The 22,678-nt window shown below is 43.4% G+C and carries 20 protein-coding genes and 1 tRNA gene; 13 read left to right on the top strand and 8 right to left on the bottom strand.

The features are described 5' to 3' along the window. Window position 1: 1 nt before the first annotated feature. The 7 genes from IPL34_RS04570 (at window position 2) to IPL34_RS04540 (ending at window position 9,753) form a co-directional block, all read left to right on the top strand. Window positions 2-2,716 (top strand): sensor histidine kinase, encoded by a 2,715-nt coding sequence (locus IPL34_RS04570; protein WP_296838384.1) that lies wholly within the window; start codon window positions 2-4, stop codon window positions 2,714-2,716. Between the two features lie 41 nt (window positions 2,717-2,757). Beyond that, on the top strand, window positions 2,758-3,132 hold the full coding sequence (locus IPL34_RS04565; protein ID WP_296838381.1) for a response regulator: 375 nt from the start codon (window positions 2,758-2,760) through the stop codon (window positions 3,130-3,132). After that, entirely contained in the window at window positions 3,129-5,300 is a 2,172-nt protein-coding gene (locus IPL34_RS04560; RefSeq protein ID WP_296838378.1) for an exonuclease domain-containing protein, read from the top strand. Before IPL34_RS04565 ends, IPL34_RS04560 begins: the two co-directional genes overlap by 4 nt. A 141-nt stretch (window positions 5,301-5,441) precedes the next feature. Continuing rightward, the gene (gene rpoZ / locus IPL34_RS04555) at window positions 5,442-5,663 is read left to right on the top strand and encodes a DNA-directed RNA polymerase subunit omega (protein WP_296838375.1); all 222 of its coding nucleotides are present in this window, start codon (window positions 5,442-5,444) and stop codon (window positions 5,661-5,663) included. A 50-nt stretch (window positions 5,664-5,713) separates the two neighbouring features. Beyond that, window positions 5,714-7,870, top strand: a complete 2,157-nt coding sequence (locus IPL34_RS04550) for a RelA/SpoT family protein (RefSeq protein ID WP_296838372.1) — start codon at window positions 5,714-5,716, stop codon at window positions 7,868-7,870. Further along, a complete protein-coding gene (locus IPL34_RS04545) occupies window positions 7,871-8,251 on the top strand; it encodes a RidA family protein (RefSeq protein ID WP_296838369.1) in 381 nt (126 codons plus the stop codon). Window positions 8,252-8,253: 2 nt separating this feature from the next. Next, window positions 8,254-9,753 carry a Ppx/GppA phosphatase family protein gene (locus IPL34_RS04540; RefSeq protein ID WP_296838366.1) on the top strand — a complete coding sequence of 500 codons (1,500 nt, stop codon included), beginning with the start codon at window positions 8,254-8,256 and terminating at the stop codon, window positions 9,751-9,753. 4 nt (window positions 9,754-9,757) lie between these two features. Here the strand turns inward: IPL34_RS04540 and IPL34_RS04535 are convergent, their stop codons facing one another. Then, window positions 9,758-10,237: a hypothetical protein gene (locus IPL34_RS04535; RefSeq protein ID WP_296838363.1), complete on the bottom strand. Its 480-nt coding sequence runs from the start codon at window positions 10,235-10,237 to the stop codon at window positions 9,758-9,760. Window positions 10,238-10,562: 325 nt separating this feature from the next. Between IPL34_RS04535 and IPL34_RS04530 the strand changes: the two genes are divergently transcribed. The 3 genes from IPL34_RS04530 (at window position 10,563) to IPL34_RS04520 (ending at window position 12,408) form a co-directional block, all read left to right on the top strand. Further along, complete coding sequence (locus IPL34_RS04530; RefSeq protein WP_296838360.1) at window positions 10,563-10,859, top strand: hypothetical protein; 297 nt, start codon at window positions 10,563-10,565, stop codon at window positions 10,857-10,859. A gap of 334 nt (window positions 10,860-11,193) precedes the next feature. After that, window positions 11,194-11,742, top strand: coding sequence for a hypothetical protein (locus tag IPL34_RS04525; RefSeq protein ID WP_296838357.1), 549 nt, complete (start codon window positions 11,194-11,196; stop codon window positions 11,740-11,742). Between the two features lie 36 nt (window positions 11,743-11,778). After that, window positions 11,779-12,408 carry a ricin-type beta-trefoil lectin domain protein gene (locus IPL34_RS04520; RefSeq protein WP_296838354.1) on the top strand — a complete coding sequence of 210 codons (630 nt, stop codon included), beginning with the start codon at window positions 11,779-11,781 and terminating at the stop codon, window positions 12,406-12,408. 10 nt (window positions 12,409-12,418) lie between these two features. Here IPL34_RS04520 and IPL34_RS04515 read toward each other — a convergent pair whose 3' ends face one another. The 3 genes from IPL34_RS04515 to IPL34_RS04505 all read right to left on the bottom strand — a co-directional run bounded on the left by IPL34_RS04515 (window position 12,419) and on the right by IPL34_RS04505 (window position 16,793). Beyond that, on the bottom strand, window positions 12,419-14,659 hold the full coding sequence (locus IPL34_RS04515) for a histidine kinase (RefSeq protein WP_296838351.1): 2,241 nt from the start codon (window positions 14,657-14,659) through the stop codon (window positions 12,419-12,421). Next, window positions 14,659-15,339 (bottom strand): response regulator transcription factor, encoded by a 681-nt coding sequence (locus tag IPL34_RS04510; protein WP_296838348.1) that lies wholly within the window; start codon window positions 15,337-15,339, stop codon window positions 14,659-14,661. Before IPL34_RS04510 ends, IPL34_RS04515 begins: the two co-directional genes overlap by 1 nt. A gap of 215 nt (window positions 15,340-15,554) precedes the next feature. After that, complete coding sequence (locus tag IPL34_RS04505; RefSeq protein WP_296838345.1) at window positions 15,555-16,793, bottom strand: hypothetical protein; 1,239 nt, start codon at window positions 16,791-16,793, stop codon at window positions 15,555-15,557. Window positions 16,794-16,920: 127 nt separating this feature from the next. On the opposite strand from IPL34_RS04505, the gene IPL34_RS04500 reads away from it, so the two are divergent. Further along, window positions 16,921-16,995: transfer RNA gene (locus IPL34_RS04500), tRNA-Phe, on the top strand. Window positions 16,996-17,142: 147 nt separating this feature from the next. On the opposite strand, the gene IPL34_RS04495 is transcribed toward IPL34_RS04500, so the two are convergent. The 3 genes from IPL34_RS04495 to rlmA form a co-directional block, all read right to left on the bottom strand. Continuing rightward, window positions 17,143-17,718, bottom strand: a complete 576-nt coding sequence (locus IPL34_RS04495) for a YceI family protein (RefSeq protein ID WP_366931090.1) — start codon at window positions 17,716-17,718, stop codon at window positions 17,143-17,145. 42 nt (window positions 17,719-17,760) lie between these two features. Beyond that, window positions 17,761-18,309 carry a cytochrome b gene (locus IPL34_RS04490; protein WP_296838340.1) on the bottom strand — a complete coding sequence of 183 codons (549 nt, stop codon included), beginning with the start codon at window positions 18,307-18,309 and terminating at the stop codon, window positions 17,761-17,763. A 112-nt stretch (window positions 18,310-18,421) separates the two neighbouring features. Further along, window positions 18,422-19,237 carry a 23S rRNA (guanine(745)-N(1))-methyltransferase gene (rlmA, locus tag IPL34_RS04485; protein ID WP_296838337.1) on the bottom strand — a complete coding sequence of 272 codons (816 nt, stop codon included), beginning with the start codon at window positions 19,235-19,237 and terminating at the stop codon, window positions 18,422-18,424. 127 nt (window positions 19,238-19,364) lie between these two features. Between rlmA and IPL34_RS04480 the strand changes: the two genes are divergently transcribed. Together IPL34_RS04480 and IPL34_RS04475 are read left to right on the top strand one after the other, a co-directional pair. Beyond that, on the top strand, window positions 19,365-20,378 hold the full coding sequence (locus tag IPL34_RS04480) for a transposase (protein ID WP_296838334.1): 1,014 nt from the start codon (window positions 19,365-19,367) through the stop codon (window positions 20,376-20,378). A gap of 394 nt (window positions 20,379-20,772) precedes the next feature. Beyond that, window positions 20,773-21,783, top strand: coding sequence for a Gfo/Idh/MocA family oxidoreductase (locus IPL34_RS04475; RefSeq protein WP_296838330.1), 1,011 nt, complete (start codon window positions 20,773-20,775; stop codon window positions 21,781-21,783). 62 nt (window positions 21,784-21,845) lie between these two features. Here the strand turns inward: IPL34_RS04475 and IPL34_RS04470 are convergent, their stop codons facing one another. Then, complete coding sequence (locus IPL34_RS04470) at window positions 21,846-22,676, bottom strand: hypothetical protein (protein WP_296838327.1); 831 nt, start codon at window positions 22,674-22,676, stop codon at window positions 21,846-21,848. Window positions 22,677-22,678: the final 2 nt, after the last annotated feature.

Genomic DNA, 22,678 nt, shown 5'->3' with positions numbered 1-22,678 from the left:
CATGTTAAGCACTAGCCTCGTTATTACGGTTGCCTTTTCTTACTTGCTGATTTTATTTGCCATTGCCTATAGTGCTGATCGAGCCGCTTTAAAAGGACAGTCTTGGGTAAATAATCCTTGGGTTTATGCCTTATCTATGGCGGTCTATTGTACGGCTTGGACTTATTTTGGCAGTGTGGGTCGGGCAGCGAATGGTGGCGTTTGGTTCTTACCGATTTATTTAGGACCCACCTTAGCCATGATACTAGGGTGGTTAGTGATTCGTAAAATGATTCGCATTGCTAAAACCTATCGTATTACCTCTATCGCGGACTTTATAGCGAGTCGTTATGGTAAAAGCCAGCGCCTAGCGGGATTGGTCACTATTATTACCCTAATAGGCATAATTCCTTATGTGGCTTTACAGCTAAAAGCGATTGCCAGTGGTTATCAATTATTAACGACCCCCCTCAATAGTTCGCCCTTGCCCTCAGCCTATTGGTGGCAAGATAGCACGTTTTATTTAGCACTTACTTTAGTAGGGTTTACCATTATTTTCGGGGCAAGGCATTTAGATAGTAGTGAGCGCCATGAGGGGATGGTAGCAGCGATTGCTTTTGAGTCAGTGATTAAGCTAATAGGATTTGTGGCAGTAGGAATATTTGTTACTTATTATTTATTTAATGGTTTAGGTGACATATTTAGTCGAGCGCAAGGATTTGATAATTTAAAAAAGCTCTTTGTTTTTAATACGCCTGCTAACCCTTTAGCACATATTCAATGGTTTTCCTTAGTCTTTTTATCCATGCTTTCCGTTATTTTATTACCACGTCAATTTCAAGTGATGGTAGTAGAATCAACCGATGAACGTCATTTAAAACGAGCTGCTTGGGTATTTCCGCTCTATTTGCTGATGATTAATATTTTTGTTATGCCCATTGCTTTAGCAGGGCTATTAATTTTTGGCATAGGGCAAGGTAATCCTGATCTATTTGTCTTATCTTTGCCCTTAATGAGTGGTTATGAGTGGCTAGCCTTATTAGCTTTTATTGGTGGATTTTCGGCTGCTAGTGGTATGGTGATTGTGGAGGCGACAGCAGTAGCGACTATGGTGTGTAATGATTTAGTGATGCCGCGCTTATTACGTTCCAACGTCTTTAATCTTCAGCAGCGTAATGATTTAACCAAATTACTATTATGGATTAGACGTGCTGCAATTTTGCTATTGTTATTACTAGGCTATATCTATTTTAAAGTGGCAGGCGATGCCTATGCTTTAGTGAGTATTGGATTAATTAGTTTTGCAGCAGTAGCCCAATTTGCCCCCGCTTTTTTTGGTGGTATGTATTGGAAAGGTGGTACGGAGCGTGGTGCTTGGTTAGGTTTATTAGTAGGGTTTACTTTGTGGGCTTATACCCTAATGTTGCCCTCGATTGCCAAGTCTGGATGGATAGATCCGGCTTTTATTACGGAAGGTCCTTTGGGTATCGCTTGGTTAAAACCAGAGCAGTTATTAGGCTTAACCGGATTAGATAGCCTGACCCATGCGCTGTTTTGGAGTTTGTGGCTCAACACAGCCACCTACGTGGGTGTCTCACTGTGGAGACAGCCTTCAGCGCGGGAGGCGAGCCAAGCGTTATTATTTGTCGATGTATTTAAACGCAAACCCCATTCTGCCCCAGTGTTTTGGCAAGGTCAGGCACGCGTACAAGATCTCGTAAACCTGATGGAGCGTTTTTTAGGCTTAGAGCGCAGTATGTTATTGCTAAAGCGTTATGCCACGCAGCATCACTTAAGCCTAGAATCATTAAAAGCTGACGCGCAATTAGTTCATTTTGTAGAAACCCAACTGGCCGGTGCGATAGGCAGTGCTTCAGCACGAACCATGATTGAGTCAGTAGTGGAGGAAGAACCGCTAGAGCTTGAAGATGTGATGCATATTTTGGAAGAAGCCTCGCAATTACGTGCTTATTCCAAGGCTTTAGAGGAAAAGTCTTTATCTTTGGAAAAAGCGACGGCTGAATTGCGTGCTGCAAATGAGCAACTAAAAAGCCTCGACCGCTTGAAAGATGATTTTATGTCCTCAGTCACCCATGAATTACGCACGCCGCTTACCTCAATTCGGGCGCTAACGGAGTTAATGCTCGATGATCCTGAGATGGAGTGGGAACAACGCGAGCAATTTATGGGTATTATCTTAGCTGAAGCCGAGCGCTTAGGACGCTTAGTCAATCAAGTATTAGATATGGCTAAAATCGAAGGCGGTCATGCTGAATGGCATACCACTGAGGTGGATATGAAAGCCATTATTACGCAGGCCTCCACCAGTATGAGTGCGTCTTTTAAGGAAAAAGGCGTATTATTAGATTTGACACTTCCAGAATCTGTAGCGACTTTAAAAGCCGATGCAGATCGCTTATTGCAAGTCGTACTGAATTTACTCTCCAATGCGTTGAAATTTGTGCCCGCTCAACACGGCAGAGTTATGCTAACTCTAAGTGATAGCGCAGAGGGTGTGACCGTAGAGGTACAAGATAATGGCATTGGCATTGCACCTGAACAGCAGGCGCTGGTGTTTGAAAAGTTTCGCCAAGTCGATAATGGTACACAACAAGGTACGGGTTTAGGTTTACCCATTAGTCGCCAAATTATTGAGCATTTTGGTGGGCAAATGTGGTTACACTCGGAGCTAGGACAAGGAGCCTGTTTTGGTTTCTTTCTCCCTAGAATTAGATAAAAAGCTAGTGGGAGAGCTAGCTAAATAGTAGGAGGAATGCTATGAGCCGCACAGTTTTAATCGCAGACGATGAACCCAACATTTTAATCTCACTCGAATTTCTCATGAAGCGTGAGGGATTCAGAGTACTGCTTGCTCATAATGGTCAAGAAGCCTTAGATCACATCACTCATGAAACTCCTGATTTGCTACTCCTTGATGTCATGATGCCGAAAAAAACGGGGTTTGATGTCTGTCAGGAATTACGCGCCCAAGAAGCCTATCAACAACTGCCTATTTTAATGCTCACTGCTAAAGGTCGTGATACCGACATTGCCAAAGGGATGGCTTTAGGTGCAAATGATTACATGCTTAAACCATTTTCCACCAAAGAGTTAGTGCAAAAAGTGCGTGATATGTTGGGGAGTGCTGCATGAAAAAATTTGACCCACGAGTAGCCTTAGGTGTCGCTATTATTGGGGTAATTTGCTTAGTGTGGCTGTTAGTCACGGGGGGATTAATTTGGTCAACTTTAGCTGAGAATGAGCGTACTGCGATTGTGAATGCCGTAGGTCCACGCTTATTTTTATTAATCGGTATGTGGGCGATTTCTTTAGTAGCGGTAGGTTCGGCTTTACGCTGGTTGGTAGGCTATTTTATGACGGCTCCAGCGCGTTTGTGTGAAGAAGCTCAGGTATTGCTCGGAACCGATGTAAAACGTCAGCTTGTCCCTAGTGGTAGTATAGAGAATCGGCGCTTGACTGATTTGTTTAATCAATTAGTACAACAGCGTGAAGCACTACGCGAGGAAATGGACAGTCGGGTACAAGAGGCGAGCCGCAATACTGAATTAGAAAAAAGTCGCTTAGCTGCACTGATGTCAGAACTCACTAAAAGTGTGGTGGTGTGTAATTTAGACGGGCGAATTTTGCTGTATAACAATCGCGCCCGTATGCAGTTTAGAACCTTTTCTTCTGCGCCTAATGTAGCAGGTGGCGCCGAGATTATTGGGCTAGGACGTTCTATTTATGCGGTGTTTGATCGTACTTTAGTAGCGCACGCATTAGAAAATATTCAACGCCGCTTACAACGCGGTGCGGCAACCCCTTCCGCACAATTTGTCACTACTACACCTTCGGGGCAATTATTACGCGTACAGGTAGCTCCGGTGCGGGCCGTAGTCGATGCGCCTCAAGACAAACCGGAAATGACGGGGTTTGTACTGATGCTCGATAATATTACCCGTGAGTTTGAGGTCGAGTCTTATAAGGATCGTGCCTTGAGTAGTTTGACTGAGGGGAGTCGTGCGGCCTTAGGGAATATGCAGGCCGCCTTAGAGGTTTTAGAGTATCCCGATGTCGATAATGAAATGCGCGAGCGTCTATTAGCCGTGTTACGCGATGAAACTCAAGCATTAAGCAAGCGTATTGCAGACCTTAAGACCTCTTCGGCAGAAAACTTTATGAGTCGCTGGCCTTTGGAGGATATGTTAGGTGCTGATCTGATTGCGGCAACAGCAAAGCGTATTGATGCCACAGGTGTCACCGTAGATGAGGCTGAGGTCGATAAAAGCTTATGGTTGAAGGTAGAAAGCTTCTCCTTAATGCAGGCATTCCAAGGTTTAGCCCAACGTTTGCAAAGCAGCTTTGGGGTCAAGCTGATGCAGTTGCGCTTACAGGGAGCGAATGCTAATCACGCCCATTTGGATTTAATGTGGCAAGGCGAGGCTAAATGCACTGAGCAATTGGTAGGCTGGGAAGTAGAACCTTTAAAAATAGGTAATGAAAGCACGTCCCTAACCATCCAAGATGTCATTGAGCGTCATAGTGGTGCTTTATGGTGTGAGCGCGATAATGATAAGGGCATGGTATTCTTCCGTTTTGTTTTGCCCCTCGCTAGTCCCCAAGAGCAATTAGATAATGCTGCTCTGCTCAAGACTGAAAGCCGTCCAGAATATTATGATTTTGATTTGTTCCAATCGACTGAGCAATCACGTTCCTTAGAGGACTGCACATTAGCTGAGCTAGCGTATACCGTATTTGATACCGAAACGACCGGTCTCAATCCGGCACAAGGTGATGAGATTATTCAAATTGGTGCTATGCGCATTTTAAATGGCAAATTGCTGCAAAATGAAGGTTTTGAGCAGTTAGTCGATCCTAAACGTAAAATTCCGCCAGAGTCTATTCCTATTCATGGCATTCAACCGGAAATGGTCAAGGGGCAGCCGACTATTGATAAGGTGTTACCGGCCTTCCATGCGTTTGCTAAAGATACCGTCTTAGTGGCGCATAATGCTGCATTTGATATGCGCTTTTTGCAATTAAAAGAGCAAAGCACCGGGATAGTGTTTGAGCAGCCGGTACTGGATACGCTACTGCTTTCAGCGGTATTGCATCCTAATCAAGCCTCACATCGTTTAGAGGCTATTGCAGAACGGTTTAATATCACCATCTTAGGGCGACATACGGCTATGGGTGATGCTATGGTCACGGCTGAGGTGTTTTTACGTATGATTCCCTTGTTGGCAGAGCAAGGTATTTACACTCTACGCCAAGCACGGGAAGCCGCCCAAAAAACTTATTATGCTCGCCTTAAATATTAAGCCATTGGTCTTATTGAAGTTAGGGGGGCTGAGTGCATGTATAGAGGCATGCTAAAATGTGACTGTAGTAGTCTTTTTTTATCCTAGCTGGTTATAATGAAAGATTACTGTAAATAGTTATAGATAATGGGGTTTCCAAACATGGCGCGTGTAACAGTAGAAGATTGCTTAGGTAAGGTTGAAAATAGCTTTGAGCTGGTTTTAAAAGCAGCTCATCGGGCGCATGCTATCTCTAATGGTGCGCAACCTTTGGTAGAGGAAATGGGAGATAAGCCCACGGTGATAGCATTACGTGAAATCGCTGAGGGGCATTTAGATCATTACAATATGAATAAAGATTATACTCCTCGTATTCGTTTCTAAGCGTTATCTGATTTTCAATAGCTTTAGCTAAAATCAATAGGTATGGGATTATGATGTCTGACCCTATCTTTTTGCTGGATGAGCTAATGCATTTGATCGAGCGTTATATGATGCCCGCTGATATTGAGCGGGTACATAATGCCTATAAGCTTGCTGATCTTGCGCATCAAGGTGTCACTCGTAAGTCGGGTGAACTTTATATTACCCATCCTTTGAGTGTTGCTATCCTATTAGCGGGTATGCGGGTAGATGCGGATACACTCTGCGCTGCCTTACTACATGATGTAGTTGAAGATACTCCCTACACGGTTGAAGATATTGCACGTCTGACTAATCCAGTGGTCGCCGATTTAGTCGATGGTGTAACCAAACTCGATAAGCGTAATTTTGAATCTAAGCAAGATGCCGTCATTGCGAGTTTTCGCAAGATGATGGAATACTTTGCGGATGATTATCGAGTGGTATTAGTCAAGTTGGCGGACAGACTGCACAATTTGCGCACCCTAGAGTATCAATCTTTAGCGTCGCGGCGGCGTATTGCTAAGGAAACGATTGCCGTCTATGTCCCTCTAGCGCAGCGCATGGGGCTGAATGTGATTCGGCGCGAAATGCAGCTACTAGCCTTTCGCAATATGCATCCGTGGCGCTCGGTTATACTACAGGATTCGCTCGATGCCTATATGAAGGCACACAAAGATCAGCACGATGCCATAGTCAAAAACATCACCACAACTCTCCAAGACCCCATTCCTAGTGTCAATGTGTTTATGTGGGAGAAAAACCTGTATCGCGTCTATGAACGGATTAAGCGCGGTGAGGGCAATTTTAAAGATCAAAAAAAGATTATGGAAATCCGTATTGTGGTGGGTACGGTCGAGGAGTGTTATCGCGCTTTAGGTTTAGTGCACTCGTTATATCGCCCTAAATTGGGTGGAATCAGCGATTATATTGCCCATCCGCATCAAACCTACGGGTTTCAAGCCTTACAAACTTGTGTCTATCGTTCTAATGATGAGTCGCTAGACAATATGCTACGGGTGCAGATTCAAACCCGCGATATGTTCCAAGTATCTCAGTACGGTATAGCGGCTGCTTGGCGTCACCCTGAAATGAATCAGCGCGGTAATGGTAAAATCGCTGAGCAAGCGGTAGAGCGTTGGTTAGAGCAAGTACGTGAATTATCCAGTTTTGCTGAAAATCCTCTTGAGTTTCATAACTATATTCAAAGCGCCTTATTCCTGTCAGAGGTTTATGCCTTTACGCCCCAAGGTGAGATTAAAGAATTTCCACGCGGTGCAACGTTAATTGATTTTGCCTATTCGATTCATACCGATGTAGGTGATCACGGGGTGGCGGGATTAATCGATGGTATTGAAATGCCGTTGCGTACCAAGATACCCAATGGTGCTACTATTAAAATTCTGACTGACCGCAAAGCATTACCGCAACTGAGCTGGTTAGATCATGTCGTGACGCCGCGTGCACGAGCCGCCTTACGTAATTGGCAGCGCCAGCAAACGGCGGAAGAGTTTTGCCGTTTAGGTTCGATATTATTGGCTAAAGCCTTAAGACCACTGCACTTAACCATTGACACTATTGATCCTACCCGTTTGGCTAATTTGCTAAGTGCCCTGTCACTGACTAACTTATCCATGCTCTTGTGTGCGATTGGTAAGAAAGAATATTCAGCCGCTTTGATTGCTAGACGTTTGAGTGAAGACCAGACAGATACTAATGAGTTAAGTACTAAGCCGGATAGTTTAAGTATTGAAGGGGCACAAGGTTTGATTACGCATTTTGCACCGTGTTGTTTGCCTGTGCCCGGAGATGCGATTGAGGGATATTTAGATGCTACTACCGGATTAGTCGTACATCGTCAGCACTGTGCAGTATTACATGCAAAGGTAAATTCACCCGATATTATGGAAATTGATTGGTCAGAGCAAAAACCAGATCAGTTGTATAAAGTGGGTATTAAAACTTACGCACATAATGTGGTCGGGGTATTACGGCAAATTACCTCGACCTTAGCGCAGCAGAATGTCAATATTGAAGATATTCATACGAGCGGTGATGCTTATATCAAGGAAACTGAGTGGGTATTATGGGTGCATAATTTGGAGCAGACTGAAAAAGTAGTGCGTCAATTAAAGCATATTCCCCATATTACTGAAGTAAAACGTTTGAGCGAAGGAAGCAATTTTTAAATGCAAAAAACTATTATTGAATCTAAAAACGCCCCTGCTGCTATTGGTCCCTATTCACAAGCAGTGAAGGTAGGTGATTTAGTGTTCTTATCCGGTCAGATTCCGCTCGATCCGGTCACTATGACTATGGTCGAGGGTGATATTGTGGCACAAGCTCATCAAGTGTTTAAAAACCTCGTGGCGGTAGCAGAAGCGGCGGGTGGTTCCTTAGATAATTGCGTTAAAGTACATGTATTTCTCACCGATTTAGGAAATTTTGCCAAGGTCAATGAAGTGATGCAGCAATATTTTAATGCTCCTTATCCTGCACGTGCTGCGATTGGAGTGGCAGCTTTACCGCGTGGTGCGGGAGTTGAGGTCGACGCAATTATGGCATTGTAACTATGTTCAGCGGTCAGCATTTAGCAGCAATCGATTTAGGTTCTAATAGCTTTCATATGATTGTGGTTAAGCCTTTTCCAGACGGTCATATTAAAGTCGTAGATCGTTTGCGCGAGAGTGTGCGGCTAGGGAGTGGGTTAGATGCTGATAATAATTTATCTTTAGATGCACAACAGCGTGCTTTGGCGTGTTTGCAGCGTTTTGGTGAACGCTTACGTGGCTTGAATTCTGAGCGCGTGATTGCCGTGGGCACGAATACGCTAAGACAAGCGAGTCAAGCCCGTGATTTTATTCGGCAAGCGGAAATCGCCTTGGGACACCCTATAGCGATTATTAGTGGTCATGAAGAGGCGCGGCTAATTTATCTAGGGGTGGCGCATTTCTTTGAAAATGAAACCACTAATGGCAATCGCTTTGTGATGGATATTGGCGGAGGTAGTACCGAGCTCATTATTGGGCGTGGTTTGGATGCCTTGTACTTAGAAAGTTTAAAGATGGGCTGTGTCAGTATGACTGAACAGTTTTTCCCTGATGGGCGCTTTGATAGCCAATCCTTTAAACGCGCGATTCGTTATGCTCATCTACCTTTAGTCCCTATTCGGCAAAATTATCAAAGCCTCGGTTGGGAAACAGCGAATGGTGCTTCAGGTACTATTCGTACCGTACAAAAAGTAGTTCAACAAAATGGTTTATCACCGTTTCATATTACGCTAGAGCATCTTTATGCGTTGCGGGATCGCATGATTGATGCGGTCTATAGTGAAAAACTACGTCTAGCAGGTTTAAGTGATGAGCGTAAACCTGTTTTTGCAGGTGGCTTGGCAATTTTGATTGCTGTGTTTGAATCGCTCGGCATTACTAAAATGCAGGTATCTGATTGGGCTTTACGTGAAGGGCTAGTCTATGATCGTTTACAGCGCTCCAAGCCCGGCGATATTCGTATAGCAGCCGTGAAAGCCTTGCAAAGTCGTTTTAGTATTGATCTTCAGCAAGCGGCAGCGGTGCGTCAAACAGCTGAACATTTATTCCAGCGTTGCCGTGATGATTGGAAATTACCTAATCAGGTACAGGACTTGCTTAATTGGGCGGCTGAGTTACATGAAATTGGTTTAATTATTTCACACGAAAGCCATCAAAAGCATGGGGCTTATTTACTAGATAATGTCGACCTGCCTGGCTTTTCTACGGAAGAACAACACTGGCTCAGTACTTTAGTGCGTATGCATCGCAGTAAACTTTCTACTAAGTTATTTGGTTTATTAGATCCTAAAGAATATCAAACTGCGCTGTATTTAGTAGTGATCTTAAGGCTTTCGGTATTATTGCATCGCGCTCGTGATGTAGTAACTGTTAAAATAGAGCGCCTCAAAGCCCGCGAAAATAGTCTAATGCTCTATTTAGCCGAACCCAATTTGGAAGAGCAGCGACCTTTATTAGTCGCCGATCTAGAGCGTGAAAGTGACCTATTAAAAGCAGTGAATTTTAATTTAGCATTTAATTAGTTTTTTAGGGAATCGAGTAGACTACTTGCATTTTGCGAATATTATGTCCCGGAAAACGTCCCAACTTTTTTATTTTGGCAGAAAATTGCTTAGCGTCTTTTAGTGTAGCACCTGCATAAACAGCCAAAAAATCATACTGATTATTGGTATTAGTATAATAAACACGGTCGTCCTCATTATCCTGATTACAGCTAAAACGTTGATAAAATACTTTATGCTTAGGGAGTAGTTTTTGTACCTTAACGCGCTCACTCTCTTTAACACTGCATATGGAATAAGTTTTTAGGATAACTGCATAAAATGGGACTGATTTAGCTTCTGTAACCACGTCGGGCAATTGAAAAGGTAAGTCTTTAGCTTTAAAAGACTGATTTCTATAGTTGGGATCAGAATAAATTTTACCTTGAGCTAATGCATGTGTATGCCAACTTAATAGCAGTAGTGTTGAGCCTAAAACATTAATAAAAATATTTTTGATACGCATAATTTATATACTCCTTATCAATAATCAATATAACTTTTCAATACAGTACCTGTTAAATCATCTAAAACCATGTACCCAAATGAATCCATTCAAATGGATGTATTCATTTGGGTGATAGTTTGGAGCCGTTTTAAATGACATCCTGTAGCGGTGATTAAGCAGTGACAAGCTTAATAAGATAATGAGTTTTTGTCTGAGCAGAGTGTTTAAAATGAGTTAGCTAATAGGGTTTAAAACTTAAAAGCTTGATTATAAGTATTAATTTCTCATTTTTAGCTACCGTAGTGTGAGTAAATTAGCTAAGTAATTAGCAGCGAGGGAAGAAATGAAAATATTAGGCGTATTCAGCTTATTGGTCATGTTAAATGCCCCTATAGCCTCCGCATCAGTATGGTCTGATTGGTATCCTAGTCGTTATAGGGCTGAAGATGCAGCACTGTATAGCTGTGGGGCGTATTATCGTACTCCTTGTGTGGTGGGGCGGTGTGATGTGAGTTATGGCTATCATAAGTCTTGGCGGTGTGAAGGACGACCAACCTATCGAGATCGCCATAGAGGAGATCGTAGGCGTGGAGGTGAGCGCGGGCGCGGGCATGGTTATGGACGTGGTGGTCGTTATTAGGGTAACCACTTCAAGTTGGTTTATGAACTAATACTACCTGTTTGAAGCTATTCATTTACATGTATTCTAATAGGTAGTATTTAAATTTTAATACCATAACAATAGCGATCATTTAGTTTAGTAAAAGGAGATTGATGTATGTTGAAGTTTAAAATTGTAGTGGCGGTAATGTGCGCAGTTATGATTTCACTAGCTACCGTACCTTCTTATGCAAAGGCAAAGCAGAATAGTTGCGGTTGTACGCAGTGTTGTTGTGATCGACCTGTAAACCAATGTGGTGGTAAATAAAGGTTAGTCAGGCTATCACGATAATTTGATAATCTAGGAGTTTTCTATGAAAAATCTAGGTCAGTTAGTATTAGGCGGATTATTCTTATTTATTGGTAATGCGCAAGGTAATCAGTTATTTCAAAATCCCATGATTAATGGTTATCCCCTAGATTTATGTAAAGAATGGGCTAGTAATTGTGGTAAGCCTGCTACGGATGCGTTTTGTAAGTTAAAAGGCTTTCCAGAAGCCATTACTTATTCAGTTAAGCATGATAGTCCTACCACTAGAATTATTAATGGCGGTCAGCTTTGCGATATGCCGCAATGTGACCGCATAACAGCCGTTGTGTGCAAACAAGAGTCGGTAGTATTTTCCTATCCTATTAGATATGGAGCCAATAATACGGTATTAGATTGGTGTTCACCTTGGGCACAAAATTGTGGATTGCCTACTGCTGATAGGTTTTGTAAAGAAAAAGGCTTTACGCGGGCGTCATCTCATGGGGGGATGCGTAATCTTAGCGCAGGTGAAAAAAGTAGGATATTTGGCGAAGGGCAAGTCTGCGATGATGCAGGTTGTGGCTCTTTTAGGCGCATAACTTGTGTTCGTTAATGTGTTTTCTGAGTTTTTTACTTAGGAGGAAACTGCATGAAAATATTAAAACTACTTTTAGCCTTACTTATGCTTGGATTCTTAATATCTAATGCCCATGCGGTAGAAATACGCGGTCTAGGTGATAAGTGTTTAGATGTTAGAGGTGGTTCATCTGCAAATGGTACGCCCATTATTATGTGGTCTTGCCATCAGGGAGCTAATCAAAGTTGGCGTTTTGCGGGGAGAGCTATTATTGGTCTAGGCGGCAAGTGTTTGGATGTACAAGGCAACTCCTCCGCAGATGGCACACCTGTTATTTTATGGTCTTGTCACGGAGGAGCTAATCAACAATGGCGCTTTCATTCTGATGGGACGGTGCGAGGTTTGGGAGGAAAGTGTTTAGATGTAAGGCAAGCGAGTACGGCTAATGGTGCACAATTGATCATTTGGCCTTGTCATGGGCAAGGTAATCAATTATGGCGCATAGTCAATCGACCTAGAGTATTTAGTAACGCTTCCTGCAATATTAACCCCCATAACTTTAATCGTGAGGGATGTAAAGCAGCGATACGAAGAGCTTATTTTAATCCTGCGACTAATCGTTGTGAGGCTATGATTTGGGGGGGATGTGCTGATGAGCCGCCTTTTCGTACTGTTGCAGAGTGTGAGCGCAGTTGTCGCTGATACCTTGATTTTATAATTGCTGATGGAGTAGTGCTCTTTGTGTAGAGGCTGGGTTGGCTGGAATAAAAGGGATGCTCATACGTACTTGATTATGCGGTGTAGAGCCAGTGGTCAGACTAAACTCTAGTGTACCCGCTAGTTTTTTAACACGGCTAGTCATAGTGTTAAGCCCCGTCCCTGCTTTCCATAAGGCTGGATTGGAAACAGCACCATCGTTAGTAATGCTAATCTCCAAATCATTAGATTGCGCCTTGAAACCAATGATCAAGTGTTCAGGGCAAGCATGTTTTAGCGCATTACTAACTGCCTCACGCAGTAATTGAGTCAGTTCTAAGGCTAGTTGGGGAGTGAAAGGGTAATTTTCTAGCGAACCCTGTTGCTCCCACCTCAGTTGAACCCCTGATGCTTCGGCTCGTTCAGTGATTTCAGCTCGCCAGTCGGCTAATTGATCTTCTAAGCGGAGTGGACACGGTTTAAGGGCCAGACGAATAGTGTCGCGTAAGGTCATAAGGGCTTGTTTAGCTACTTCTTTTTCTTCGGGTTTGGTGAGTTTATAGGTGAGGGTGAGTAATTTGGAACCTACGCTGTCGTGTAAATCACGCATAATCCGTTGGCGCTCTTCAATGATGACCTGCTGACGTACCTCACTGGCATGGCTTGCCATACGCACTACGGTTAGTAATGACTCCGTATTTTTGACATCTGCCTGATTGAATAGGCGTGCAGCACGATTTTTGCCGCTTAGCTGATAAAAGTGCCCCAGCCCTAGCCCCGGCACTTGCAGGTGCAACCCATTGTCCGACAAAACCGTATTTGCAAGCTCCCCCTGAAGAACCTCAACATGCAAGGGCTGGAAACGCTGATTCAATGAATCTAGCCAACGCGCTTCAAATGTCTCCTTGGATATAGCATCTGACATGTTGCTACTAAATACTGGTAAAAACTCTTGTAAGCCTTGCTGCTCTGAGGGTAACACTTTTCCTAATAACCATTGTCTTAGTGGAAAATACAAGAAACCAGCAATAGTGACTGCCACTCCTAATGCAAACATCTCGGAAGTTTTCAGGAAACTGGCAATCAAAATATCCAAGATAACTACCAAGCTACCACCTAATAGCCACAGTAAGGACTTAAACCACCAATATTCAATATCAAACAGCCTGAAGCGCAGTACGCCTACTACCCACCCTGCAAAAATGAAGAATAGTAATAAGCGGTTTGCAATAGGATGTATAAATGGAGTACTACCCAAAGCAATAGGAAAGATATAAAGCAACATAATCAGCCAACAGGGCAGCATGGCAGATAGTTGCAACATTAGGACAGTGGTACGATCAACTGGATTTCCTTTGGCGGCAACCCATTGGCAGTGCATTAACCAAGTTCCCAACAGAATAATCGGAACATACTGGAACAAGAAAGCTTGCAACGGTATTTCTAGCCAATGGAACTGGTAATTGAGTGACAATAGCACAGCCACAGCAATACCCGGATAAATCGCCCACATAGGCATTAGGCGATTGGGGTAATAACATAAGATAATATATAAGGACAAAGTAAACAGATTCAACAATCCTGCCTGTACCGGCAACAACGCGAAAAACTCTGGTGATATATGTAACTCACGAGAAATGACCAGCGCAAAAATAGTTTGAAAACAAAAAAAGCTCATACATGCCAATACTAAGCAGGCGGATTCCAGCGTATAGGGTTTGTATGTCCACACAATGGCTCCTAGTAATGGAGCTATTAAGTTACTAAGCAGCAACCACCAAAATACAGATGGAATACCTGATAAGGGAGTTTTGGGCAGTGGGGTTATTTTTAACCGTTGTCCGTCATGCATCACTAATTTAATGGCTTGCTGAGCATGGGCAGCTTCATGGATTGCCTCATATAAAGCACGGTGTAAAGTTTGGTAATCAGCATACATTTGATAGCTGGGTACGGAAAAAGGCTCTGTGCGTATCAAAGGTTTTAGGGGTATAGATGTAGCTGATGTGGTTTCAACTGCGAGCAAAAATTTACCGATAGGTATGTTCGCATCAGCGGGGGATTGCTTGGTGACAGTAGTTACCAGTAATTGCCCATTACTATGTGCCAAGCTAACTTGCAGCCCTAGCCAAGGCTGTTGCATGCGCAAATATATAGCTGCCCCCTGTACTAACAGGGTAAACAGTAAAGCGATCACTAATGAGTGAATGGGGCTAATGGTTAGAGAGGTATTGATGTTGTAACCACTTAATGTCATTACATTTCCGTACCTACTAAACCCATACGACAAGCTTCTACAGCGGCTTCCGCCCGACTCGAAATATTCAGCTTTTGATACACATCCCGAATATAGCGTGCCACGGTATTACTAGATAAGTGTAGTAGTTCAGCAATTTCTTTGCGGCTGAACCCCTTAGCTACCAGAATTAATACATCTTGCTCGCGTGGACTTAAGGTCGGTGCGATATGATTATTCCCTATGTTGTCATTCGTAGACACAGCGCTAGGTTTGTTAGCCGATTCTGCAAAGCAATGCAGTATTTTGCGAGCAATGCTGGGTGACAAGGGAGGATCACCGGTTAAAATGCCACGCAGTTTTTGAATAAAAATAGTTTCAGCCAAATCTTTTAATAAATAGCCATTTGCACCATTACGCAGAGCGGTGAGAATATGATCATCGTCATCAAAAATAGTAGTGGTGATAATATAAGCATCTTTAAAAAGCTGCCTAATTTCAGTAATGAGATCTAAACCACTACCATCAGGAAGATTAATATCTACTAGCGCTAAACTAATCGTATTTTGCTGGATAAATGTACGAGTTTCTGCGCAGTTAGTACAAATAGTGATTTTTATGCCAGCAAATGCCGTTTCTAGTATTTTTTTTAACCAAATACTGGTTTCTTCTGTATCTTCAACTATCAGAGCGTTATACATACAGACCTTCCTATGGGGGTGGGGGGTTAGTTCATATTACCATGAGTGTAGATAGATTTTAGACAGCCTGTTAGTAATTGGTTATATCAAAAGGCTAAGCGGTAGTGAGCTAATTTGATTAAAAATAAAGCTAAATACCCAATAAGAAATAGGCATTTGTTCAAATAAGTATAGCATGCTAATTTTATTAAACTGAGATAAATAAAAGGTGATAATTAACGAGTATTTTTATTACGTTCAGTAGCATAGCTACGTTCGGCTTGTAAGCGAATATCAGCCGCCTCACTAATCATTAGGGGTAAACGATCAATTAATAAAGAGTTTAACGCTTGCCCAGTTTCAGGGGCAATTTTCATTTCTGGATCAGTCAGTAGTAATTCAGCTTCGGCACAATGTAATAAACGGTATTGCACATATAAATTGGCTTGTAAAGCTTGTTTCCACAGGCTTAAGGTAGATTGCAACCGATTTTCCATAGTAGGGTATTGAGTTAAAAAGCGCTGAAATTCGTATAGGCTAGTTTCAATACGTTTTTTACTTTCCTCTAAGGCAGTTAAATTATTTAATAATACAATTTGACGCTGAGCTTGTAGCCATTTAAGAACAAATTGGCGATTTTGAGGTGTATATTGAGGAGAGTTTTGGTTAGGTTTTGGGGCAGGGCGATTGAGCATTTTAGTTAGGTACTGTATATAGCTTTTAATAAGCTTATTTTCTTTAGTAAGAACATCGGATTCTTTACCTAATAAGGTTTGAATGTCCTCAGTGAGGCTGACAGTTTTTTTAGTAAAAGCTTGTTCTGTATGCTCGGAAGAGCCTGCACGGTAAAAAATCCAAAAGGTTTGTGTTTCTTGCTCTATTTCTTGTCTTAAGCTTTCTAGTTGCTGACGGAAGTTCCAACGATTTAGGGCAATTTGCTGCATAAAACGTCGGTGAGTAGGGGTATTGGCAGCGAGTTGATCGGCACGTTTAAAAAACTGATCTAAGCGCTGTAGAGTTTGTTGTAAAGCACTACGCTGTTGTTCAAAGTCAAAATAATTAAGTTCTAAAAAATTTTGTAATTCACTACTTGGATTTACAGTGTCTTGATTAGTTTGTACTAAGGCAGGTATGGTATTGGTTGGTGTTGTAGTATTGCTCGGTGTAGCGGTAGGTGGTGCAGAGAGATTAGGGGGGGGATTAGCTTGGGTATTACTAGGTGAAGCTATAGGTACTGCTTGAGTTTGTACCGGATTAACAGGAGTGGGTGCATTACGTTTAGCATTAATTTTTAAACCCACATAAAAGGCAGCGAAAGTAATAATAGCGTATACTGCAACGATAATTAAAATGCGTTGTTCAGGAGTGAGATTGGGAATATTAAATAAAGTATCGGCTAGTTTCTGCCAGAGTAATACTAAACCAATAACGACCAGTAAAATATAAAGTATCAGAATAATATCAATGAGTTGCACCGCTTGTCCTTTATAGCTTATTCTAGCTCATCTAAGGTTAGTGTAGCTGTTTTGCTTGAAATCACCAAAAATTACTAAGTGCTGCTTGACAAGCGGCGGGTAAAGCGCTTTAATGGCGACCTCTTAAGGCCGGTAGCTCAGTCGGTAGAGCAGCGGATTGAAAATCCGCGTGTCGGCAGTTCGATTCTGCCCCCGGCCACCACTGAATTCAAAGTTACCCCCTTTAGCCCACAAAGTGGGCTTTTTTTGTCCCTACCTAATTGCTGCCTAATTATTTTCTACTTGCCTTTAAAAATAAAAAAGGGCAGTCGAAACTACCCTTTTATTGGTCGCTAAATAGTTTTAGGCGTTATTGACGTATCCCTTCTACTGATAAGGTTAGTTCTACTTCTTTAGAAGCAGGCCCTAAATCATAATTAATACCAAAATCCGCTAAAGTAAAACTGGTTTTGCCCTCAAAACCACGACGATAGCCGCCCCAAGGATCATCACCTGCACCGATTTCTTCTACATTTAATGTCACAGGTTTAGTGACTCCGTTGAGGGTTAGATTACCTTCGATAGTGCTTTTACCATCAGCTCCCGCTTTAAAAGCAGTACTTTCAAATTTAGCTTCAGGAAATTTCTCTACATTTAAAAAATCAGCACTACGTAAGTGTTTATCACGCTCAGCATGATTAGAGTCAACGCTAGTGGTTTTAATGGTCACAGCGACTTTTGATGCTTCAGGTTTCGCTGCGTCATAGCTAAATGTGCCCGCAAAATCATTGAAGCGTCCATATAACCAACTATAGCCTAAATGCTTAATGCGAAATTGAATAGCACTATGCATGCCTTCCGTATCGATTTTGTAATCTTCGGCATAGGCTTGAGTACCTAATAAACTTAGGGCTAATAATGAAGTAGCTAATAAGGTTTTCATGATAGTTTCCTTAGTGACGTGGTAGTAAAAAAGTTAATGAGTTAATTATAAGCGTCCTAACATGCGCTTTAGTGTGTTATCTTTCCAATAAAAGTGATGCAATAGTGCCGCACCCGCATGTACTAGCACTAATAACATTAATAGCGTGGCACTATATTCATGGATTTTTCCGGCTATTTCACCACGCTCAGCATTTTCAGCTAGTAAAGCGGGTATCTCAAACCAGTTAAAAACTTCTATGCCTTTACCTTTGGCGGTAGAAATAAGATAGCCACTAATAATAAGTGCGAGGATTAATACATATAAGCCTATATGTCCCAAACGCGCTAGTGTGTGTTGCCATTCTGGTGTAGTGGCGAGTTTAGTAGGGTGTGGGTGGCTATAAAGCCATGCTAACCGTAGTACTAGAGCAAGGCCCACTAGCACACCTATTGATTTGTGTAGGTGAGGCAGTGTGTGATAGAGCTTGTCATAGTAGGTGAGTTCAACCATATAATCGCCTACGAAGTACAAGCTAATAATGGCTAGCGCCATGAGCCAATGGAGGGCTATAGACAAGCTACCATAGTGCTCGGTGGTGTTTCTGAGCGCCATAAAAAGTGCGTCCTTATCAAATAATAATAATTCTCATCTTTGAGAGGGCGATTCTATAGTCTTATTTTAAGTTAATAAAGTAGCTATTTTTATATTTATTTATAACTTTAAATTAAAATACGGATTTTTGTAGGGCTAATAGTTGAAAATCAACTTGGATTGTTAGCTGGCTTAAGTGCTTAACCGTTTGTTGCGTTTCTAACGACGCACTCCAGTAGTAAGGTGTCATAGCTAATAGCGCTTCAATACTTTTCGAGTCCTGCAAACTAAGTACATATTGGATCGGTTGGGTACTGAGTAATTGCAAGCTATCCGGTAACGCTAACTCAGTGTTATGCAGGCGTGCTTGAGCATAGATCAAGTCCCGAAGCTGATACAGATGATTAGCGCCCGGACGCACCCACAGCCAAATACCATTAGGTTTTAAGACCCGTACTACTTCTGCTTCATTAATGGGGGCAAATACCGTAGTGACTATATCCACACTATTATCTGCCAGTGGCAAATCAGCGCTCGACGCCACAGCAAAGTGCATACTAGGCAAACGTTTTGCAGCAAGACGTGCCGCATCGCGTGCAATATCAATGCCCCAAATTTGAAGAGTAGGGTTATTTTGTATGATCTGGTCTAAGTAATATCCCTCGCCACAGCCAATATCTAAGAGGGTTTGAGCTTGACCTTGAGCATAGTTAGCGATTGTTTGGGCTAAAGCATCGGCTAGCGGTTGATAATAGCCTTGTTCTAAAAACATACGCCGACTTAAAAGCATCGCTTTAGAATCACCCGGATCCGCCGATTTCTTTTTATGAGCAAGGAGTAGGTTGACATAGCCCTCTTTAGCGCGGTCGTAAGTGTGGCTGTTTACACAGCGATAGATAGTATTTTCTAGCTTTAAAGCGGTATGACACACCGGACAACGCCAATCCATAATAAAACCTAAATCAACAATAACAATACTTCGGACAGTTTGGGCATGATTGAAAAATAGGCTGGAAGCCTCCAGTGTGGGAAGATGTCGTCAACCACGATAACAACCCCTCACCCCAGAAGCTTCCATGTCCACAATAGAAACGATTCTGAGCCAAATGTCCAGTGTGGCGAAACCGCAGCGCCAGTTTTTGCTGACCTTGTTCAATGCGCTGATGTACCTGCCCAGCCGTGTCAACTTCCGCAACCTTGGACGTTACAGTGACTGCCATGAAAAGACTTTTTCACGCTGGTTTTCACGTTCCTTTGATTTTCTAGCGTTCAACCTGCTGATCTTACAGGATGTCCTGCATGGCAAGGGGGAACGTATTGCGGCTATTGATGCCAGTTTCGTGCCTAAAAGCGGGCGCAAGAGTTATGGCCTTAGACTGGTTTTGGAACGGCTCACAGGGGCAGGCGCAACGCGGACAAGAATTATCCTTGTTAGCGCTGGTGGACGTGACCCACAACACGGTACTTACACCTTATCCGCCCGCCAAACGCCTACGTTGCCGCGCTCAACCCGCAAGGGTCAAAGCCAACCCGCCAACACCAAAGACAAAACCAAGGTGAAACACCCACCCTTCGTTGGTGCGCCGCTCCCCACGCGGATGGATAGCTACCTTGGACAGCTTCAACACGCCATCACAGTCCTGCTGGGGTGTGGCATCCGTTATCTCGTCGCGGATAGCTTTTATGCCAAAACTAAGTTTGTCAGTGGCATCAGGGAACTCAACTTGCATTTGATCAGCAAGTTACGTCAGGACGCCGACTTACGGTGGCTGTACACGGGCGCACAAAAACCCAAGGGTCGTCACCGCCAGTACAGCGGCAAAGTCAGTTTTGACGACTTATCACGTTTTGAACGGGTCGGAGAGCTGGACGGGCAGCGTGTTTACACCGCTACTGTTAACAGCCCGACGTTCAAACAGATAGTGCGCATCGTCTATCTGGTGCGCGAAGCAAACGGCAAGACCGCTAGCGCACTGCTGTTCAGTACCGACACGGATTGCCCTGCATTAGACATCCTGCGTTACTACCAAGCGCGTTTCCAGATAGAATTTTTGTTCCGGGGATGCCAAGCAACACACCGGGCTGTGTGACTGCCAAACGACCCGCAAAGAAAAGCTGGATTTCCACTTCAATACCTCACTGACGGCACTTAACCTGCTCCGGCTGGAAGATCGCCAGCAGAACTGGGATGCCGGGGGCAACGGGCGCAGTGTCCTCTCCGTTGCCAGTGGGAAGATCCGCCACTTCAATGCCCATCTGCTCGAACGCTTTTCTCGCCACTTAAAACTCGACTTCAGCGCCATAAAATCCAGCCCAGCCTTCGCAGACCTATGTAATTATGGTGCTATCGCCGCGTAAACTGTCCGAAGTGTTACAATAAGGGACTAAGCTTAATCGATTTACTAAGCTCTTGCAGTAGGGCTAAGTGACAACTAGCTATAGTTCACGGCATGATAACACTCACCACCTTATTCGGATTTTTATATGCCAACTACTGATAAGCCAAGATTGAATTGGGGCATTCTAAGTACCGCTAAAATTGCACGTACTAAAGTGATCCCCGCACTGCAAAAAAGCGCACAAGCTCACGTTTATGGAATTGCCTCACGCGATGGTGAAAAGGCTAAGCGTATTGCCCAAGACTTAGCTATTCCACACACCTATGACTCCTATGAGGCTTTATTGGCTGACCCTAACATACAAGTCGTCTATATCCCTTTGCCGAATGATCAGCATATCGAGTGGACACAAAAAGCATTACAAGCAGGCAAGCATGTGTTGTGTGAAAAACCCATTGGTTTAAACAGTGAGCAAGTCCAAACACTACAAGCCTTCTATCAGCAATTGCCAGAGCCACGTCCTAAGGTGATGGAAGCGTTTATGTACCGCTTTCATGCACAGTGGCAGATGGCTAAAGCGCTAGTGCAAGAGCAACGTATTGGCGAGCTAAAAGCGATTCAGACTATCTTTTCTTATTTCAATGCTGATCCTAATAACATTCGTAACAGTCTTGAGCTAGGCGGTGGGGCTTTAATGGATATTGGCTGTTATGGTGTGTCGTTAGCACGGTTTTTATTTGGTCAAGAGCCGCAGCGGGTGTGTGGTATGAGTGAGTATGATCCCGCCTTTGGTGTGGATCGTTTAACCACAGGGCTATTGGATTTTGGATCAGGGCAAGCGAGTTTTACCTGTGCTACCCAAATGACACCGTTTCAGCGGGTGCAAATCTATGGCACTCAAGGTCGGATTGAATTAGAGATTCCTTTTAATGCCCCACCTGAACAAAGTACAAGGCTATGGGTGCAAACCGTTAAGGGCATTGAAGAACATACGTTTGCTCCCCAAGATCAATATACCTTGCAGGCAGAGGTGTTCACTGAAGCGATTTTAAAGGATCAAGGCATACCAATGGATTTAGCCGAGTCTTGGGCTAATATGCGAGTGATGGATGCAATAGTGTTAAGTGCGCAAGAGGGGTGTTTTGTAGCTTTGTAAAGTAGCAAAGCTCATTATTTCTGATAAAGTTTTATGCAAAGTAAAATGGTATTCATTAAATGCTATGGATAAGCTTGGCGCTCAAAAACAGCGGCAATGATAGTTTCATTGCCTTTTTTCCTAATGCAAGCCTCTGCTACAGATGAAAATTCAGACTCATATTTGACCCGATCCTTTAACCTGTTAATCACCAAAGTTTTCATCAACCAAACCAATGCCCTAGCCCCCTGAGCTTGTGCGCCCTGGTATTCGTTAATTTCCCGCAGACAATCATCCCAAACCCTGCCACGCTTCTGGTTCAGGCGATCCAGCCTGTTCAATCCCAGAATATCTATGGTTTGCTCTGCCATGACCTGATCCACAGGGCAATCCACCCCTCCGGCCACTACAGCAATGCAGCCATCATCGTCACGCTCGTAAGAAATCAAGCGGGTTTGGTTAGTCAATGGGTTTATCAGTACCGCGCCTTCCAAACGGAGTTGAGTTTCGGAGCAGTTTTCCCTCGCCCGGTATTCACCTTCGAGAATAGGGAAGAAATCGCGTTTCTTGACGTTGATAAGCTGCCCGGCGATGACGTAGTTTTTGTAGTTAAAGGACAGCCACCAATAACCTGACTCTGTAGAACCATCCAGATTCATGACACGGCCTTTGGGACGGAAGTGGTCAACGTGAATGGATGAAACACTTTCTGCCGCTTCTGTATACCAGCACTTGTTGGCAAATTGCTGTAATAACCAGTTACGGATACGGTCATCACGCCAGAGATTTTCATTGGCTTTGATAATGGAGCTTCTGCCAGCTTCATCGGGCGCTGCCTGTAGCAACGCAGTTACCCTATCAGCATCATCAATCCAGTCTTGCGGGGGTGTACCCGTGATAATGACTTTGCGCATTT

It is taken from the genome of Thiofilum sp., assembly GCF_016711335.1.
In the GTDB taxonomy this organism is placed as follows: Bacteria; Pseudomonadota; Gammaproteobacteria; order Thiotrichales; family Thiotrichaceae; genus Thiofilum.
The sequence above is the reverse complement of the archived record's forward strand: the minus strand, read 5'-3'. Positions and strand labels throughout refer to the sequence as shown.